The 14,736-nt window shown below is 55.7% G+C and carries 12 protein-coding genes; all 12 read left to right on the top strand.

Annotation, left to right across the window (positions count from 1 at the left end; all coding sequences use genetic code 11):
• The first annotated feature begins 60 nt into the window (after positions 1 to 60).
• The 12 genes from nuoC (at position 61) to ACCW76_RS07350 (ending at position 14,600) form a co-directional block, all read left to right on the top strand.
• A complete protein-coding gene (nuoC, locus tag ACCW76_RS07405) occupies positions 61 to 1,860 on the top strand; it encodes an NADH-quinone oxidoreductase subunit C/D (RefSeq protein ID WP_045813647.1) in 1,800 nt (599 codons plus the stop codon).
• A 2-nt stretch (positions 1,861 to 1,862) separates the two neighbouring features.
• Positions 1,863 to 2,378 (top strand): NADH-quinone oxidoreductase subunit NuoE, encoded by a 516-nt coding sequence (gene nuoE / locus ACCW76_RS07400; RefSeq protein ID WP_038645741.1) that lies wholly within the window; start codon positions 1,863 to 1,865, stop codon positions 2,376 to 2,378.
• Between the two features lie 2 nt (positions 2,379 to 2,380).
• A complete protein-coding gene (nuoF, locus tag ACCW76_RS07395; RefSeq protein ID WP_436338227.1) occupies positions 2,381 to 3,721 on the top strand; it encodes an NADH-quinone oxidoreductase subunit NuoF in 1,341 nt (446 codons plus the stop codon).
• A 104-nt stretch (positions 3,722 to 3,825) separates the two neighbouring features.
• Positions 3,826 to 6,549 carry an NADH-quinone oxidoreductase subunit NuoG gene (nuoG, locus tag ACCW76_RS07390; RefSeq protein WP_436338174.1) on the top strand — a complete coding sequence of 908 codons (2,724 nt, stop codon included), beginning with the start codon at positions 3,826 to 3,828 and terminating at the stop codon, positions 6,547 to 6,549.
• Positions 6,546 to 7,523 carry an NADH-quinone oxidoreductase subunit NuoH gene (nuoH, locus tag ACCW76_RS07385; RefSeq protein WP_045813644.1) on the top strand — a complete coding sequence of 326 codons (978 nt, stop codon included), beginning with the start codon at positions 6,546 to 6,548 and terminating at the stop codon, positions 7,521 to 7,523. The genes nuoG and nuoH overlap by 4 nt, the downstream gene beginning before the upstream one ends.
• 11 nt (positions 7,524 to 7,534) lie before the next feature.
• Positions 7,535 to 8,077 (top strand): NADH-quinone oxidoreductase subunit NuoI, encoded by a 543-nt coding sequence (nuoI, locus tag ACCW76_RS07380; RefSeq protein ID WP_034825061.1) that lies wholly within the window; start codon positions 7,535 to 7,537, stop codon positions 8,075 to 8,077.
• A 10-nt stretch (positions 8,078 to 8,087) separates the two neighbouring features.
• Positions 8,088 to 8,639, top strand: coding sequence for an NADH-quinone oxidoreductase subunit J (nuoJ, locus tag ACCW76_RS07375; protein WP_034825059.1), 552 nt, complete (start codon positions 8,088 to 8,090; stop codon positions 8,637 to 8,639).
• The gene (nuoK, locus tag ACCW76_RS07370) at positions 8,636 to 8,938 is read left to right on the top strand and encodes an NADH-quinone oxidoreductase subunit NuoK (protein ID WP_034825057.1); all 303 of its coding nucleotides are present in this window, start codon (positions 8,636 to 8,638) and stop codon (positions 8,936 to 8,938) included. The genes nuoJ and nuoK overlap by 4 nt, the downstream gene beginning before the upstream one ends.
• A complete protein-coding gene (gene nuoL / locus ACCW76_RS07365) occupies positions 8,935 to 10,770 on the top strand; it encodes an NADH-quinone oxidoreductase subunit L (RefSeq protein WP_436338173.1) in 1,836 nt (611 codons plus the stop codon). Before nuoK ends, nuoL begins: the two co-directional genes overlap by 4 nt.
• Positions 10,771 to 10,990: 220 nt before the next feature.
• Complete coding sequence (nuoM, locus tag ACCW76_RS07360; protein ID WP_045813694.1) at positions 10,991 to 12,511, top strand: NADH-quinone oxidoreductase subunit M; 1,521 nt, start codon at positions 10,991 to 10,993, stop codon at positions 12,509 to 12,511.
• A gap of 6 nt (positions 12,512 to 12,517) precedes the next feature.
• On the top strand, positions 12,518 to 13,981 hold the full coding sequence (nuoN, locus tag ACCW76_RS07355) for an NADH-quinone oxidoreductase subunit NuoN (RefSeq protein ID WP_034825051.1): 1,464 nt from the start codon (positions 12,518 to 12,520) through the stop codon (positions 13,979 to 13,981).
• A 166-nt stretch (positions 13,982 to 14,147) separates the two neighbouring features.
• Positions 14,148 to 14,600, top strand: a complete 453-nt coding sequence (locus ACCW76_RS07350) for a GNAT family N-acetyltransferase (protein ID WP_436338172.1) — start codon at positions 14,148 to 14,150, stop codon at positions 14,598 to 14,600.
• Positions 14,601 to 14,736 lie beyond the last annotated feature (136 nt).

Below are 14,736 nucleotides of genomic sequence, written 5' to 3'. Positions count from 1 at the left end.
GCCGCCATCCTGACGCCTTCTTTTGAGTGCCTGATGACAGGCCGGAATGGTGAGTAACGTATGACAGATTTAACCACGCAAGATCTCGCTCAGCCTGCATGGCAAACCCGTGACCACCTGGATGATCCAGTGGTCGGCGAGCTGCGTAACCGTTTTGGGCCGGATGCCTTTACCGTTCAGGCCACCCGCACCGGTATTCCGGTCGTCTGGGTGAAACGTGAACAGTTACTGGAAATTGTCGAATTCTTGCGTAAGCTGCCAAAGCCGTACGTCATGCTGTATGACTTGCACGGCTTCGATGAGCGTTTACGTACCAACCGCGCCGGTTTACCCGCCGCGGATTTTTCCGTTTTCTATCACCTGCTTTCAATTGAACGCAACCGCGACATCATGCTCAAGGTGGCGCTGTCTGAAAACGATCTGAATGTGCCAACCATCACCAAAATCTTCGCCAATGCCAACTGGTATGAGCGCGAAACCTGGGAGATGTTTGGTATCACCTTTAATGGTCACCCGCACCTGACGCGCATCATGATGCCGCAGACCTGGGAAGGCCATCCGCTGCGTAAAGATTACCCGGCGCGTGCCACTGAGTTCGACCCATTCGAGCTGACCAAACAGAAAGAAGATCTGGAGATGGAGGCGCTGACCTTCAAGCCTGAAGACTGGGGCATGAAGCGTAGCACCACCAATGAGGACTTCATGTTCCTCAACCTGGGTCCTAACCACCCGTCCGCGCACGGTGCCTTCCGTATCATCCTGCAGTTGGATGGCGAAGAGATCGTCGACTGCGTACCTGATGTCGGTTATCACCACCGTGGTGCCGAGAAGATGGGCGAGCGTCAATCCTGGCACAGCTACATTCCGTACACTGACCGTATCGAATATCTCGGCGGCTGCGTGAACGAGATGCCTTACGTGCTGGCGGTGGAAAAATTAGCCGGGATCACCGTGCCAGATCGCGTCAATGTGATCCGCGTGATGCTGTCTGAGCTGTTCCGCATCAACAGCCACTTGCTGTACATCTCCACCTTTATCCAGGACGTTGGCGCGATGACACCGGTGTTCTTCGCCTTTACCGACCGTCAGAAAATTTATGACGTGGTTGAAGCGATTACCGGTTTCCGTATGCACCCAGCCTGGTTCCGCATCGGCGGTGTGGCTCACGATCTGCCGAAAGGGTGGGAGCGTCTGCTGCGTGAGTTCCTCGACTGGATGCCGAAGCGTCTGAAAGAGTATGACAAAGCCGCACTGCGCAATACCGTGTTGATGGGTCGTTCGCAAGGCGTTGCGGCGTACAACATGGACGAAGCGCTGGCGTGGGGCACCACCGGTGCTGGCTTACGTGCCACCGGCCTCGACTTTGACGTACGTAAATGGCGTCCGTATTCAGGCTATGAAAACTTCGATTTTGAGATCCCGGTTGGCGCAGGCATTAGTGATGCCTACACCCGCGTTCAACTGAAAATGGAAGAGATGTGGCAGTCACTGCGCATTCTGGAACAGTGCCTGAAAAACATGCCGGAAGGCCCGTTCAAAGCGGATCACCCGCTGACCACGCCGCCACCGAAAGAGCGCACGCTGCAACACATCGAAACCCTGATCACGCACTTCCTGCAAGTTTCGTGGGGCCCGGTGATGCCGGCCAACGAATCCTTCCAGATGATTGAAGCGACGAAAGGGATCAACAGCTACTACCTGACCAGCGATGGCAGCACCATGAGCTACCGCACCCGTGTGCGTACGCCAAGCTTCCCGCATCTGCAGCAGATCCCATCGGTGATCCGCGGCAGCCTGGTATCCGACTTGATCGTATACCTCGGTAGTATCGATTTTGTTATGTCAGACGTGGACCGCTAATTATGCACGATCAAAAAATTGCCATTCACACTATCGACCCTGATGAGGTCTTTGTGCTGAGCGAGACCGAGCACCACGCTATCGAGCACGAAAAACACCATTACGAAGATGCGCGCGCCGCTTCGATTGAAGCGTTGAAGATCGTGCAGAAACAGCGTGGTTGGGTACCGGACGGTGCCATCAATGCCATTGCTGACGTGCTGGGTATTCCAGCCAGTGACGTGGAAGGTGTGGCCACTTTCTATAGCCAGATTTACCGTACGCCGGTAGGCCGTCACGTTATTCGTTACTGCGACAGCGTGGTGTGCCACATCACAGGTTTCCAGGGCATTCAGGCCGCGCTTGAGCAGAACCTGAATATCAAGCCTGGCCAGACCACAGCCGATGGCCGCTTTACCCTGCTGCCAACCTGCTGCCTGGGTAACTGTGACAAAGGCCCAACCATGATGGTGGATGAAGATACCCATGTTCATCTGACCCCGGAAGGCATCGCCAATCTGCTGGAGCAGTATCAATGACCATTAAACAGATCATTCGTACTGCGGAAACTCATCCACTCACCTGGCGTCTGCGCGACGACAAGCAACCGGTGTGGATCGATGAATATCGCAGTAAAAACGGTTATGTCGGCGCTGATAAGGCACTGAAAGGCATGAGCCAGGACGAAATCGTTGCGACAGTGAAAGACTCCGGTCTGAAAGGTCGCGGTGGCGCAGGCTTTAACACCGGCCTGAAGTGGAGCCTGATGCCGAAAGACGAATCCATGAACATCCGTTACCTGCTGTGTAACGCCGATGAAATGGAGCCAGGCACCTATAAAGACCGCCTGCTGATGGAGCAAATGCCGCACCAGTTGGTGGAAGGTATGCTGATCAGTGCGTTCGCCTTGAAAGCCTACCGTGGCTACATCTTCTTGCGTGGCGAGTATATCGAAGCGGCCGTGCATCTGCGCCGTGCGATTGCCGAAGCCACCGAAGCGGGCTACCTCGGTAAAAACATTCTCGGTACCGGTTTCGATTTTGAACTGATCGTGCACACCGGCGCGGGACGTTACATCTGTGGTGAAGAGACCGCGCTGATCAACTCACTGGAAGGTCGCCGCGCGAACCCGCGTTCTAAGCCACCGTTCCCGGCGAGTGCGGGCGTGTGGGGCAAGCCAACCTGCGTCAACAACGTGGAAACCTTGTCCAACGTCCCAGCCATCTTCCTCAACGGCGTTGACTGGTACAAGAACATCTCTACCAGCGAAGACACCGGCACCAAAATGATGGGCTTCTCTGGCCGCGTGAAAAATCCAGGCGTGTGGGAACTGCCGTTTGGCACGACCGCGCGTGAAATTCTGGAAGATTATGCCGGTGGCATGCGTGATGGCCTGAAGTTTAAAGCCTGGCAGCCAGGCGGTGCAGGTACGGATTTCCTGACCGATCAACATCTCGACCTGCCAATGGAATTTGCCAGCATCGGTAAAGCCGGTAGCCGTTTAGGTACTGCGCTGGCGATGGCGGTCGATCATGAGATTGGTATGGTGTCGCTGGTGCGTAACCTCGAAGAGTTCTTTGCGCGTGAATCCTGTGGCTGGTGTACGCCGTGCCGTGATGGCTTGCCATGGAGCGTGAAGATCCTGCGTGCGTTGGAGCAGAAAAAAGGCCAGCCGGGTGACATCGAAACCCTGCTGCAACTTTGCCGCCAACTCGGCCCAGGTAAAACCTTCTGTGCCCACGCACCGGGTGCCGTTGAGCCATTGCAGAGCGCGATTAAATATTTCCGTGAAGAGTTTGAAGCCGGCATTGCGCCGCAGGTGTTTGGCAATACCCGATCGATCGGTGGTATTCAGCCCAACCTGCTGAAAGCGCGCTGGTAATCAGCCGCCGTACACGGAATTCACCCTGCGCCGACACGGCGCGGGGGACAGAATTAGATGTTTAACGCTCGTCTTAGGGCGAGCCTTACGGAAGCATGTTCACTATGGCTACAATCCATGTAGACGGTAAAGAATATGATGTGAACGGAGCCGACAACCTGTTGCAGGCGTGTCTCTCTCTGGGCCTTGATATTCCTTATTTTTGCTGGCATCCGGCGCTGGGAAGCGTGGGAGCCTGCCGCCAGTGCGCGGTGAAGCAATTCCAGAATGCCGAAGATACCCGTGGTCGTCTTGTTATGTCATGCATGACACCGGCGTCGGACGGCACCTTTATCTCCATCGACGATGGCGAAGCGAAAGAGTTTCGTGAAAGCGTGGTGGAATGGCTGATGACCAACCACCCGCACGACTGTCCAGTGTGCGAAGAGGGCGGTAACTGCCATCTGCAAGATATGACGGTCATGACGGGCCACAGCTTCCGTCGTTACCGCTTCACCAAACGTACGCACCAGAATCAGGACCTCGGCCCGTTCATCTCCCATGAAATGAACCGCTGTATTGCCTGCTATCGCTGCGTGCGTTACTACAAAGATTACGCAGACGGCAAAGATCTTGGCGTTTACGGTGCCCATGACAACGTTTACTTCGGTCGCCCGGAAGATGGCACGCTGGAGAGCGAGTTCTCCGGTAACCTGGTCGAAATCTGCCCGACCGGCGTATTTACCGATAAAACGCACTCCGAACGCTACAACCGTAAATGGGATATGCAGTTCGCACCGAGCATCTGCCAGCAGTGCAGCGTGGGTTGTAACACCAGCCCAGGCGAACGTTATGGTGAATTGCGTCGTATTGAAAACCGCTACAACGGCACCGTAAACCACTATTTCCTGTGTGACCGTGGTCGCTTTGGTTACGGCTATGTAAACCGCAAAGATCGTCCACGTCATCCAGTACAGAAACGCGGTAACGATTGGGTCAGCCTCAACGCTGAACAAGCGGTGAATGCGGCGGCTGACGTACTGCGTCAGGCGAAGCGTGTGATCGGCATTGGATCACCGCGTGCCAGCATTGAAAGCAACTTTGCGCTGCGTGAACTCGTCGGCGCAGAAAACTTCTCCACCGGTATGCCTGCCGCTGAGCAAGCACGCGTGGAGTTGATGCTGAAAGTACTGCAGGAAGGCGGTATCTATACGCCATCACTGCGTGAAATCGAAAGCTACGATGCGGTGCTGGTGCTGGGTGAAGATCTGACGCAGGTTGGTGCGCGTGTCGCACTCTCTGTACGTCAGGCGGTGAAAGGCAAAGCGCGTGAAATGGCAGCAGCCCAGAAAGTGGCTGACTGGCAGATCGCGGCGATCCTGAACATCGGTCAGCACGCCAAACATCCGCTGTTTGTCACCAACGTTGATGAAACCCGTCTTGATGATATCGCGGCGTGGAGTTATCGCGCACCGGTGGAAGATCAGGCTCGTCTCGGTTTCGCCATTGCCAATGCGCTCGATGAAACAGCTCCAGCTGTCAGTGGCTTTGATAGCAAGCTGAACGGCAAGCTGGATGTGGTGGTACAGGCGTTAGCCGGTGCCAAAAAGCCACTGATAATTTCTGGTACCCACTCTGGCAGCACCGCGATGATTGAAGCGGCCGCCAACGTGGCGAAAGCACTGAAAGGTCGCGGTGCCGATGTCGGTATCACCTTCCTTGCGGGTGCCGCCAACAGCTTTGGTCTCGGCCTGATGGGTGGACAATCGCTGGATAGCGCGCTGGAACAGCTGGATAAAGGCGAAGCGGAAGCGCTGGTGGTGTTGGAGAACGATCTTTACCGCCACGCACCGAAAGCCATCGTGGATGCGGCTTTGCACAACACCGCACACGTGATTGTGGTTGATCATCAGCGCACGGCGACACTGGAAAAAGCCGGTCTGGTGCTCTCGACCGCGAGTTTCGCAGAGAGTGATGGCACCTCGATCAACCAGGAAGGCCGCGCACAGCGTTTCTTCCAGGTTTACGATCCGTCTTACTACGACAACAACATTGTGATGCTGGAGAGCTGGCGCTGGCTGCACTCGCTGCACAGCACTGTTGAAAGCCGTCAGATTGACTGGACGCTGCTTGATCACGTGATCGATGCCACCGTTGCAGCATTGCCGCAGCTGAAAGGTATTAAAGACGCGGCGCCGGACGCAAGCTTCCGTATTCGCGGTCAGAAACTGGCGCGTTCACCGCACCGTAACAGTGGCCGTACCGCGATGCGAGCCAATATTAGCGTGCACGAACCGCGTCAGCCGCAAGACAAAGACACCATGTTTGCTTTCTCAATGGAAGGTAACAACCAGCCGAATGCACCACGTTCGCAGATTCCATTCGCCTGGGCTCCAGGCTGGAACTCCCCGCAAGCATGGAACAAGTTCCAGGCTGAAGTCGGTGGGAAACTACGTCATGGCGATCCGGGTGTGCGTCTGTTTGAAGCGAGCGAAGGATCACTGCCGTGGTTCACCGCCGTGCCAGAAAGCTTTGTTGAAGGCAGCCAATATCGCGTTGCACCTTACTATCAGCTGTTTGGTAGTGAAGAGATGACTCAGCGTTCACCGACCTTCCAGAAGCGTATGTCGCCAGCCACGCTGGTGATTAACCCGGCTGATGCGGAGAAACTGGGCGTCAACAACGGCTCTGCGGTTGAACTGGTTTGTGCCGGTGAAACGCTGCGTCTGCCAGTACGCTTCTCCACTTCCCTGCAAGCAGGGCAGGTGGGTCTGCCGCTGGGTATGCCAGGTGTGCCGCCGTTCCTCTCAGGTGCGCAAGTTGACAAACTGCAGGAGGCTGCACAATGAGCTGGCTGACACCGGACGCTATCGACATCCTCATCCAGATCCTGAAAACCATTGTGATCCTGCTGGTGGTGGTGGGTTGTGGTGCCTTTATGAGTTTCGCCGAGCGTCGTCTGCTCGGCTTATGGCAGAACCGTTATGGACCGAACCGTGTTGGTTGGGGCGGCTCGCTGCAGCTCGCCGCTGACATGATCAAAATGTTCTTCAAAGAGGACTGGGTTCCGCCGTTTACCGATCGCTTCATCTTTACTCTGGCACCGGTTATTGCCTTTGTCTCGCTGCTGCTGGCGTTTGCTATCGTGCCGGTTTCGCCGACCTGGATGGTCACCGACCTGAATATCGGTCTGCTGTTCTTCCTGATGATGGCGGGCCTGGCAGTCTACGCTGTGCTGTTCGCCGGTTGGTCGAGTAATAACAAATACTCGCTGCTGGGTGCGATGCGTGCGTCGGCGCAGACGCTGAGCTACGAAGTGTTCCTTGGCCTGTCGCTGATGGGTGTGGTGGCGCAAGCCGGTTCATTCAACATGAACGCCATCGTCGAGAGCCAGACGCACTTGTGGAACATCATTCCGCAGTTCTTCGGCTTCGTAACCTTCTGTATCGCGGGCGTCGCGGTGTGTCACCGTCATCCGTTTGACCAACCAGAAGCGGAACAGGAACTGGCCGATGGTTACCACATCGAATACGCCGGTATGAAGTTCGGTTTGTTCTTCGTCGGTGAATACGTGGCGATCACCACCGTTTCAGCGCTGATTGTGACGCTGTTCTTCGGTGGCTGGCACGGTCCATTCCTGCCGCCATTCATCTGGTTCGCGCTGAAAACGGCGTTCTTTATGGTGATGTTTATCCTGATTCGTGCTGCGCTGCCGCGTCCACGTTATGACCAGGTGCTGTCGTTCGGCTGGAAAGTGTGTCTGCCGTTGACGTTATTGAACCTGCTGGCGACCGCCGCAGTGATTCTGTACAGCGCGCAGTAAGGGGTTTTGAGATGACTTTAAAAGATATTGTCGTTGGCTTCGGCACGACAGTGCGCAGTATTTGGATGATAGGCATGCACGCCTTCGCCAAGCGCGAAACCCAGATGTATCCAGAAGAGCCGGTGTATCTGCCGCCGCGCTACCGTGGTCGTATCGTGCTGACGCGCGATCCCGACGGCGAAGAGCGTTGCGTTGCCTGTAACCTTTGTGCGGTAGCCTGCCCAGTGGGTTGTATCTCACTGCAGAAAGCGGAAACGGTTGATGGTCGTTGGTATCCGGAGTTCTTCCGCATCAACTTCTCGCGCTGCATCTTCTGCGGTCTGTGCGAAGAAGCCTGCCCGACCACGGCGATTCAGCTGACCCCCGATTTCGAGTTGGGTGAGTTCAAGCGTCAGGATCTGGTGTATGAGAAGCAGGACCTGCTGATTTCCGGTCCGGGTAAATATCCGGAGTACAACTTCTATCGCATGGCGGGTATGGCGATCGACGGGAAAGAGAAGGGCGAAGCGGAAAACGAAGCCAAGCCAATCGACGTCAAAAGCTTGTTACCTTAAGGAGCCAGGTATGGAATTTGCGTTTTATCTTTGCGGACTGGTGGCGGTGCTGACGACATTGCGCGTCATCACGCACACCAATCCGGTACATGCGCTGCTGTACCTGATTGTGTCGCTGCTTTCGATTGCGGGTGTGTTCTTCTCGATGGGCGCCTACTTTGCCGGTGCGCTGGAGATCATCGTTTACGCCGGTGCCATTATGGTGCTGTTCGTGTTCGTGGTGATGATGCTGAACCTGGGCAAAACCCAGCAGGACCAGGAGCGCGAGTGGCTGAAGCCTTCGCTGTGGATTGGGCCGGGCATCGTCTCCCTGTTGCTGCTGGTGGTGATGATTTACGCCATTAGCACCGCGCACGATCAGGGTATCGATGGCACCGTCATCGATGCGAAAGCGGTCGGTATCAGTCTGTTTGGTCCTTACGTACTGGCGGTTGAGCTGGCGTCAATGCTGCTGCTGGCCGGTCTGGTGGTGGCCTTCCATATCGGACGTGAAGAGCGTCAGGGCGAAGTGCTGAGCAATCGCCATGCTGATGCACATGCGAATAAGGAGGATCACGCATGATCCCGTTACAACACGGCCTGATGTTGGCTGCTGTGCTGTTTGTTCTCGGCCTGACCTCGCTGGTACTGCGCCGCAATTTGCTGTTCATGCTGATTGGTCTGGAGATCATGATCAACGCCGCGGCACTGGCGCTGGTGGTAGCAGGTAGCTACTGGGGACAAGCTGACGGCCAGGTGATGTACATTCTGGCGATCAGCCTCGCGGCGGCGGAAGCCAGCATTGGCCTGGCCCTGCTGCTCCAGCTCTATCGTCGTCGTCAGACGCTGAACATTGACACAGTGAGCGAGATGCGCGGATGAATCTTCTCTATTTAACCGTATTATTTCCGCTGATTGGCTTCCTGCTATTGGCGTTTTCCCGTGGTCGCTGGTCGGAGAATCTGTCGGCAGCGGTGGGAATGGGATCGGTCGGTCTGGCGGCATTGACCACCGTTTTCGTTGGTATGGATTTCTTCAGCAACGGTCAACAGCCTTTTACTCAGGCGCTGTGGACCTGGATTCAGGTCGGCCACTTTGATATCAAAGTGAACCTGGTACTGGACGGCTTGTCACTGACCATGCTGTCGGTGGTCACGGGTGTCGGTTTCTTCATCCACATGTTTGCTTCATGGTACATGCGCGGTGAAGAGGGCTATTCACGCTTCTTCGCTTACACCAACCTGTTCATCGCGAGCATGGTGGTGTTGGTGCTGGCCGACAACCTGATGCTGATGTATCTCGGTTGGGAAGGCGTGGGCCTGTGCTCTTATCTGCTGATTGGCTTCTACTACAGCAACCCAGAGAACGGCAAAGCGGCGATGAAAGCCTTTATCATCACCCGTGTCGGTGACGTGTTCCTGGCATTCGCGCTGTTCATTCTCTACAACGAGCTGGGTACGCTGAACTTCCGCGAGCTGGTGGAGCTGGCGCCTGCGCACTTCGCCGCTGACAACCACATGCTGCAGTGGGCAACCCTGATGCTGTTGGGTGGTGCGGTCGGTAAATCTGCACAGCTGCCACTGCAAACGTGGCTGGCCGATGCGATGGCGGGTCCAACACCGGTTTCAGCACTGATTCACGCCGCCACCATGGTGACTGCGGGTGTCTACCTGATTGCGCGTTCACACGGCCTGTTCCTGTTAACACCGGAAGTGCTGCATCTGGTGGGCATTGTGGGTGCGATCACCTTGGTGTTGGCGGGCTTTGCTGCCTTGGTGCAAACCGACATCAAGCGCGTGCTGGCTTACTCTACCATGAGTCAAATCGGCTACATGTTCCTCGCGCTGGGCGTACAGGCATGGGACGCGGCCATTTTCCACTTGATGACGCACGCCTTCTTCAAAGCACTGCTGTTCCTTTCTTCTGGTTCGGTCATTCTGGCCTGCCACCACGAGCAGAACATCTTCAAAATGGGCGGCCTGCGTAAGAGCATCCCATTGGTGTACACCTGCTTCCTGGTCGGCGGCGCAGCGCTGGCGGCACTGCCGCTGATTACCGCAGGTTTCTACAGTAAAGATGAAATCCTGTTTGGTGCGCTGGCGAATGGTCACATCAATCTGATGGTGGCGGGTCTGGTCGGTGCATTCCTGACCTCAATCTACACCTTCCGCATGATCTTCATCGTGTTCCACGGCGAAGAGAAAATTCATGCACATGCGGGCAAAGGCATTACTCACCATCTGCCACTGATTGTTCTGTTAGTGCTCTCCACCTTCGTTGGCGCCATGATTACGCCACCGCTGGCGGGCGTGCTGCCGCAGAATGAATTCGGTGAGGGCGGAAAAGTGGCGCTGGAAATCACCTCAGGCGTGGTCGCGATTGTCGGCATCCTGATTGCTGCTGCCCTATGGCTCGGCAAACGCCAGCTGGTCACCAGCGTTGCTAACAGCGCGCCGGGCCGTTTCTTCGGCACCTGGTGGTTTGCGGCATGGGGCTTCGACTGGCTGTATGACAAGGTGTTTGTGAAACCTTATCTCGGCATTGCCTGGTTGCTGAAGCGCGATCCGCTGAACTCACTGATGAACCTGCCTGCGCTGCTGTCGCGTGTCGGTAATAAAGGCCTGGTGGTGAGCGAGAACGGTTACGTGCGCTGGTATGTGGCTTCCATGAGTGTCGGTGCCGTGGTGGTACTGGCGCTGATGCTGGTGATTTAAAGATTGATGAGCGGGGGCGAGAGGATCAAGGGTTCTTTCTCCCCAGAAGCGAATGTGAAAAATTGCCTGAATGACGAAGCGTTATTGATATAGCCCGTTTCGTTGCCGTTAGTGTGCAGCAACCAAAGCGTATTTTGTACGTGAGGGTGGCGAGCGCTGACGGTGATGGAAGTGGCAAGCAAGATAGCTCGAAATCAGGTTGAAAAAAGGGAAGTATGCCGTGCTATTACCTTGGCTAATAATCATACCTTTTGTTGGGGGTCTGCTTTGCTGGTTAGCAGAGCGCCTCGGCGCAAAAGTGCCGCGTTGGATCGCCATGATCACCATGGGGCTGACGCTGGCACTCGGTCTGCAGTTGTGGCTGCAGGGAGGCTATTCACTCACCCAGGCTGCTGGAATGCCGCAGTGGCAGTCGACTTTCTCGGTGCCATGGATTCCACGCTTCGGTATTAACTTCCATCTGGCTATTGACGGTTTGTCACTGCTGATGGTGGTGCTGACTGGCCTGCTCGGTTTGATGGCGGTGCTCTGTTCCTGGAATGAAATCGAGAAGTATCAGGGCTTTTTCCACCTCAACCTGATGTGGATCCTCGGTGGTGTGATTGGCGTGTTCCTCTCCATCGACATGTTCCTGTTCTTCTTCTTCTGGGAAATGATGCTGGTGCCGATGTACTTCCTCATCGCGCTCTGGGGTCACAAAGCCTCTGACGGTAAAACGCGTATCAGTGCCGCAACCAAATTCTTCATCTATACCCAGGCTTCGGGTCTGGTGATGTTGATTGCGATTCTGGCGCTGGTGTTTGTGCACTACAACGCCACCGGCGTCTGGACCTTCAGCTACGAAGAACTGCTGAAAACGCCAATGTCGCACACCGTTGAATATCTGCTGATGCTCGGCTTCTTTATCGCCTTCGCCGTAAAAATGCCGGTGGTGCCTCTGCACGGCTGGTTGCCGGATGCGCACAGTCAGGCTCCGACCGCCGGTTCGGTAGACCTCGCAGGTATCTTGCTGAAAACGGCGGCGTACGGTCTGCTGCGTTTCAGCCTGCCACTGTTCCCGAATGCTTCCGCAGAGTTTGCGCCGATTGCTATGTGGCTCGGTGTACTGGGTATCTTCTACGGTGCCTGGATGGCGTTCTCGCAGACGGATATCAAACGTCTGATTGCTTACACCTCCGTTTCGCACATGGGCTTCGTGCTGATTGCTATCTACACCGGCAGCCAGCTGGCGTTCCAGGGCGCGGTGATTCAGATGATTGCTCACGGCCTGTCCGCCGCAGCACTGTTCATCTTGTGTGGTCAGCTGTATGAGCGTCTGCATACCCGTGACCTGCGTCAGATGGGCGGTTTGTGGTCACGCATTAAATGGATTCCAGGCCTGTCGCTGTTCTTCGCGGTGGCCAACCTCGGTATGCCAGGCACCGGTAACTTTGTCGGCGAATTTATGATTCTGACCGGCAGTTTCCAGGTGGTGCCGGTGATTATCGTGATTGCCACCTTTGGCCTGGTGTTTGCCTCGGTGTATTCGCTGGTGATGATGCAGCGCGCTTACTACGGCGAAGCGAAATCGAAAGATCCGCTGCCGGGCATGTCACCGCGTGAATTCATGACGATCGGCGTGCTGGTGGTGCTGCTGGTTCTGCTGGGTGTTTATCCACAGCCGATCCTTGATACCTCTCACGCTGCGATGAGCAATATTCAGCAGTGGTTTACCGCTTCAATTTCAACTACAAGGCCGTAATTCGCCATGACAATAACTCCTCAACATCTGATTGCGTTACTGCCGCTGTTGATCGTCGGATTGACGGTGGTGGTGGTGATGCTGTCCATTGCGTGGCGACGCAACCACTTTGTCAATGCCACGCTGACGGTCATTGGCCTGAACGTGGCGCTGTTTTCACTGTGGTTTGTCGGTCATGTCGGCGCCATGGATGTCACGCCGCTGCTGCGCGTTGACGGCTACTCGATGTTCTACACCGCGCTGGTGCTGCTGGCCAGCCTCGCGACCTGCACCTTTGCTTATCCGTGGCTGGCCGGTTTCCCGGACAACAAAGATGAGTTCTATCTGCTGGTGCTGATCGCGGCGCTCGGTGGCATCGTGCTGGCGAGTGCCAACCATCTGGCGGCACTGTTCATCGGTATTGAACTGCTGTCACTGCCGCTGTTTGGTCTTATCGGCTACGCCTTCCGCCAGAAACGTTCGCTGGAAGCGGCGCTGAAATACATGATCTTGTCAGCGGCGGCCTCATCGTTCCTGATTTTCGGTATTGCGCTGATTTATGCCGATTCAGGCAGCCTGAGCTTCGTACAGTTAGGTAAGAGCCTGAATGACAGCATGATCCAGCAACCATTGCTGCTGGTCGGTTTGGGCATGATGATTATCGGCCTCGGCTTTAAGCTGTCACTGGTTCCGTTCCACCTGTGGACGCCAGACGTTTATCAGGGTGCGCCTGCGCCGGTTTCAACCTTCCTGGCCACCGCCAGCAAAATCGCCATCTTTGGTGTGGTGATGCGCTTGTTCCTGTACGCGCCAGTGACGGACAGCGAAGCCGTGCGCACCGTGCTCGGTGTCATCGCCTTTGTGTCGATTCTGTTCGGTAACCTGATGGCGATTTCGCAGAGCAACATCAAACGTCTGCTCGGTTACTCATCGATCGCGCACCTGGGCTATCTGCTGGTGTCGCTGATTGCGGTGAAAACCCATCAGCTGTCGCTGGAAACGGCGGGTGTGTACCTGGCGGGTTACCTGTTCAGCAGCCTCGGCGCGTTCGGTGTGGTCAGCCTGATGTCCAGCCCATACCGTGGCCCGGATGCTGATACGCTCTACTCTTACCGTGGTCTGTTCTGGCACCGCCCGATTCTGTCAGCGGTCATGACCGTGATGATGCTGTCTCTGGCCGGTATCCCGATGACGCTGGGCTTCATTGGTAAGTTCTACGTTATTGCTTCCGGTGTGAACGCGCATCTGTGGTGGCTGACCGCGGCAGTGGTTGCCGGTAGTGCGATCGGTCTTTACTACTATCTGCGTGTGACGGTGAGCCTGTATCTCAGTCCACCAGAAATGCACACGCGCGATCGTGATACGCCAGCCAACTGGGCCTTTACCGCCGGTGGTGTGGTGGTGCTGATCTCGGCGATTCTGGTACTGCTGTTGGGTGTCTATCCGCAGCCACTGATTTCGCTGGTACAGATGGCACAGCCGCTGATGTAAATGCGCTTTGACCTCAGGAATCAGGCCCAAGGGCCTGATTTTTTTTGCCTGTAATCTGAGAATGCGATCACGACAAGGCAATGCGGTAACCCTGTACGGCAGCTTAATACCCGCGCGCTGTGATACTCTCAGGGGATCACTTTTTTCGCTCAGACAAGGAAGCATCATGGAAATGCAATGGCTTGATTGCCACCACAGTGAACTGAGTGCACAGCAGTTGTATACCGTGCTGGCACTGCGCAATCACGTATTCATTGTGGAGCAAAACTGCCCCTATCAAGACCTAGATGGTCAGGATTTGCGAGCAGAGAATCGCCACATCATGGGCTTCCTTGACGGCAAATTATTGGCCTACGCTCGCGTGCTTACGCCCTCACTGGACAGCGCCCCGGTGATGATTGGTCGCGTGATCGTGTCCGAAGAAGCGCGTGGCCTGAAGTTGGGCTATCGACTGATGGAGAAAGCGCTGGAGAGCTGCGATACCCATTGGCCGCAACGCACTATTTATTTATCGGCGCAGGCCCATCTGGAAGGGTTTTACGGTCGTCTTGGCTTCAAAGCGGTGGGGGACGTTTACATGGAAGATAACATTCCGCACATCGGTATGCAGAAAGCGTAATGGCGAGGAATACTCCTCGCCATTTATACCCGTCATACTTCAAATTACCGGTGAGTTGGCTGCTCTGGCTCACCCGAATCACTGACTTGAGTCAGCTCATCGGGTTCTCTCGTTTGCCGCCTTCCTGAAATTCGAA

Source organism: Pantoea sp. C8B4, assembly GCF_051336905.1.
Classification (GTDB): Bacteria; Pseudomonadota; Gammaproteobacteria; order Enterobacterales; family Enterobacteriaceae; genus Pantoea; species Pantoea rwandensis_B.
Note: the sequence above shows the minus strand (reverse complement) of the source record. Positions and strands in the feature narration are given on the sequence as shown.